We start from the raw sequence: 4,896 nt of genomic DNA, 5'->3' as shown, positions 1-4,896 counted from the left end.
CCGCCACCGCCGACTCCAACCCCACCCCCGCCGCAATCAACACCCGCGCAAGAGCACTAACCCGCGCACCAAACTCCCCGTACGAAACCTCACGATCACCAAACACCAAAGCCGTCGCCACCGGCGTACGCAAAACCTGAGCAGCAACCACATCAGCCACCGACACCACCGGCGGCAACGCCACCTGGGGACCAGTCTCGGCAGCCGGGGCCGTTTCTGCCCCTACGAGGACGGCGTCGCCGACCGGAATTTCGGGATTCTGGGTCAGCTCCGCCAGCAGGGAGCCAAACCGCTGGGCGAGCACGGCCATTGAGGCCGACGCATACAGATCGGTGGAGTATTCGACCGACAAGACCCACGGTTCGCCAGGCCCCGCAGTCCTCACGTAGAAAGTCAGGTCGCGTTGCACCACGACTCCGGGATTCGCAAAGGGTTCGACGGTCAGTCCATCCAGGTCAAACCGCTCCTCAGCAGCCGACGCAGCCGGATCCACTGAGAGCATTACCTGCGCGAGCGGGACAAACGCCTCCGAACGCGCCGGATTCAAATCCTCGACGAGCGCTTCAAAGGGAACGTCAGAATGTGCGAAGGCATCGAAATCAGTCACCTTCAACAGCTCCACCAAATCGGTAAAGGAGTCCGCCGAATCCACATGAGCTCGCAATACGAGCGTATTCACGAACATACCGACTAGCGGATCCAGTTGGGCCTGACCTCGTCCGGCAAACGGAGCTGAGACGACGACCTCATCACTAGCTGACAGTCGAGCCAGCAAAGCCGCGAGCGCAGCGTGCAAGACGATGAACGGCGTAGCGTCGCTAGCTGTGGCCACCTGCCGAACCTGATCTCCGACTTCGGCGGGAAGATCGATCGACACCAAAGCTCCCCTGCCAGAAGCAACAGGAGGCCGTGGGTGGTCGGTGGGCAGATCGACTACATCGGGCAGACCTCGTAACTGCTCTCGCCAGTATGCGAGTTGAGTACCGAGCACCGAGTCTGGGTCACCGGGTGATCCAAGGACTTCGTGTTGCCAGATGGCGAAGTCTGCGAACTGGACCTCGAGGGGAATGAATCTCGGGCGGTTCCCCGCCGCACGTGCCGCATAGGCACCTAACAAGTCGACAGCCAACGGCCGCAGCGACTCACCGTCGACGGCTATATGGTGGGCCACCAAAGCAAGGGCCCATTGATTCGGGGCAGTCTCCAGAAGCCGCAGACGCACGGGTTGATCGACCGTCACGTCGAAACCCATGGCCAAGGCGCCCACGAACTCCGACTCATCCTGAGTGACCTGCCAGTCCACCAGGTCCGACACCATATCAACGGAATGTATCTGCTGGTACGGCACACCATCTATGGCCGGGAAAGTGGTGCGAAGGATTTCATGACGCCCCACCACATCCACCAGTGCTGATCGCAGGGCCTCAACGTCAAGGGACCCACTCAACCGCAGACCGAGTGGAATATTGTAATTCGCGGTACCCGGATCAAACCGATTCAAAAACCACATCCGCTGCTGCGCAAACGACAACGGAATCCGGTCAGGACGCGGTGACACCGGCAGCACTGGGGGCAGCGCGGCAGCGCGCCCGGCCAGCGCGGCCGCCAGGTCACGCACCCTGGGTGCGGTGAAGACGTCCTGAATCGTGACGGCCACATCCAGCGTCTGCCCCACGCGACCGACCAGCCGCATTGCAGATAACGAGTTGCCACCGAGATCGAAGAAACTGTCGATCACCGAGACCTGCTCGACGCCGAGCACCTCGGCGAACACTGCGGCAACGGCGCGCTCTTCGTCCGTCGCCGGCGCGACATATTCGCCGACCTCAATCACCGGCTCTGGCAGGGCAGTCTTGTCGAGCTTGCCGACGGGTGTCATCGGGAGTTCATCGATCGCCATGATCGTCGCCGGCACCATATGCGATGGCAGGCGTTCGGCGACGAACGAACGTAGTTCGCCGATGTCCACTGGATCCCCACCGCTGACGACGTAGCCAGCCAGAGCCGATGCTACCGGTCCACCGACGCCGAGGACGACCGCCGACGTGACGTCGGGGTGTTCGACGAGGACCGCTTCGACCTCGCCGAGCTCGATGCGCAGACCGCGCAGTTTCACCTGGTCGTCAGTGCGGCCCGTGTACTCGATCGTCGGCTTTCCGGTCTCGTCACTCCGCCACCGCACCAAGTCGCCGGTGCGGTACATCCGGTCGCCGGGAATCCCATACGGGTTTGCGACGAAGCGAGTTGCCGTGAGGCCGGGCCGCGCGAGATAGCCGCGCGACAACGCGTCACCGCACAGGTACAGCTCGCCCGGCACTCCCGGCGGAACCGGCTTGAGGCGGTTGTCGAGGACGAGGAAGCCGACACCGGCGATAGGACCGCCCAGGTAGACGGGTGCGCCGATCTGCATGGGTTCACTGATGGCCACACCGATGGTGGTCTCCGTCGGCCCGTACAGGTTCTGTATCCGGCGGAAGGGTGCCCATGAATCTTTCAACGCCTGCGGCACTGCTTCACCACCGGCGTAGACCACTCGCAGAGCCGGCACCGCGGCCGGGTCTACGGTGGCAAGCACGGTCGGTGTCAGGAACGTGTGGGTGATCGCGTGCTGCATCAAGTAGTTCTGCAACGTCGATCCACCAACCGCATCGTCCGGCCGGTAGACGAGGACACCGCCTGACCAGGAGGCCAACAAGTATTCCAGCACCGACGCATCGAAACTCGGCGAAGCGAACCCCAGAATTCGCGAGTACTCATCAGCGCTGGACCGACGCACCTCTTCGGCCGCGAAGTTCGCGAGCCCCGAATGGGTGACCGAAACACCCTTGGGGCGGCCGGTGGAGCCGGATGTGTAAATCACGTACGCCGTGTTGTCGATCCGGACCGGTGCATGCAGCTCGTCGGGCTCGATCTGCGCTCCGCTGAGTGCCGCTACATCATCCTCCACGGTGCGCTCATCGAGCCGAATCCAGTCGAAACCCTGCTCCGGGAGGTCACCCGACGCGGCGACCGCGAGCCCGATCAGTGCCTGCGAATCTTCCACCATGTTCGCGACACGATCGAGCGGGTAGGTCGGGTCGATCGGGACGTAGCCGCCGCCGGTCTTGGCCACGGCCCAGATGGCGGTCAATAGCGCGGATGAACGTCCGATGGCGAGCGCCACGAGCGACTCCGGACCAATATCCCGGCCGATCAGCCAGCGGGCGAGCCGGTTTGAGCGTTCGTCGAGCTGGGCGTAGGTGAGGAACGCGCCATCTGGGTCGACGACAGCCTGTCGGGCACCCCACATGTGTGCAGCGTTCGCGAAGATCTCGGGAAGCAGCAACGGATCCGTTCCGGGACCACTGGTGATTACCGAATCCGAGGCGGGGACGCGCCGGGCCGCGGGCTTGGCGCCGTCGTCTGTGCTCGGGTTTGTCGGCTGGACGGCGATAGCGAATGCCGGAAGTGTGATGTCTCCGACGGGAATCGCAGGGTCGGAGAGTGCTTCAGCCAGGATCGTGACCAAGTGCTTGGCGAAGCCCTGTACCGTACCTTCATCAAAGAGGTCGGTGGCATGCACCATTGCCCCGTTCCACGGCCCATCGTCGACACGACTGATCCCGACCAACAAATCAACCTTGGCTGGCATCGCGGACTGCTCGAACGGCGCAATACTCAAACCCGCGACGTCGCCGCCGACCACGTTCTCTCCGGCCAGTTCCGGGACCGATGATTGGTCGAGAGTCAACCACACTTGCGAGAACGGCGAATACGCCTGTGACGTTGCCAGACGGCATACCTCGACGACGCTCTCGAAGGGTGCATCGGCATTGGCAAAGGCTTCCAGATCTACGTTCTTCGCTGCCGCGACTAGGCTGGTGAAGCTCATGCCGCCGTCCACCGCTGTTCGCAGAACCAGAGTGTTGACGAACATGCCGACCAGGCGGTCGAGGACCTCGTGACCGCGCCCCGCGATGGGCGTGCCGATGGCGATGTCGTCCTGGGCGCTCATGCGCGCAATCAGAACCGCGAGTGCCGCATGGACCACCATGAATGGCGTGGCCCCTGACTCCGCGGCGAGACGATCGACCGCCCGCGCCACATCGGCTGGGATCTCGAAGAAGACCTGGGCGCCACCGTGTGTGGCGACGGCTGGCCGTGGACGGTCAGCCGGTAGCTCGACCACATCAGGCAGTCCCGCGAGCTGCGTGCGCCAATACTCCAGTTGCTGCCCAACCACCGTGTCGGACGCATCCGGGCTACCGAGTACCTCATGCTGCCAGATCGCGTAATCGGCGAACTGCACCGGCAGGGCTGCGAACTCGGGTTCGCGCTCATCGAACTCGGCCACATACGCGGTAATGAGGTCGACGACCATCGGACCCATGGACTCGCCGTCAAAGGCGATGTGGTGCACCACAACGGCGAGCACATACTCCTGCGGGGCCGCTTCCCACAGCCTCACACGAATAGGGAGCTGCTTAGCGATGTCGAAGGCGGCGACGACAGCTTCTTCCAACTCGCCCAGCGTGTCGGCGATGTCCCAGTCGAGTCGAGCGGCGACACCCGAGGCCCGCAGAATCTTCTGGCGCGGTTCGCCGTCGACCGCCGGGTAGGTGGTTCGCAGCACCTCATGCCGTGCAACAACATCCACAATCGCAGCATGCAGCGCATCGATGTCAAGGCTGCCCGACAGCCGCAACACGGTCGGGATGTTGTAGGTACCCGAACCCGGATTAATTTGGTTGACCAGCCACATGCGCTGCTGCGCAAACGACAACGGAATCCGGTCAGGACGCGGATCGGCAGCGGTAATCGGGCGAAGTGCCGGGGCATTATTTGCGACCTCAAGGGCGAGCGTGCGCACCGTCGGCGCAGCGAAGACATCGCGCACCGAGACCGAGACACCGAGAC

At 63.4% G+C, this 4,896-nt stretch carries 1 protein-coding gene; it reads right to left on the bottom strand.

Translation table 11 applies throughout. The annotated features are described in order from the left end of the window. Positions 1-4,896, bottom strand: a 4,896-nt coding sequence (locus tag WAW85_RS09900; RefSeq protein ID WP_422559447.1) for an amino acid adenylation domain-containing protein, incomplete at both ends; no start/stop codon positions are given.

Source organism: Gordonia sp. (in: high G+C Gram-positive bacteria) (genome assembly GCF_049299075.1).
GTDB lineage: Bacteria > Actinomycetota > Actinomycetes > Mycobacteriales > Mycobacteriaceae > Gordonia.
Note: the sequence above shows the minus strand (reverse complement) of the source record. Positions and strands in the feature narration are given on the sequence as shown.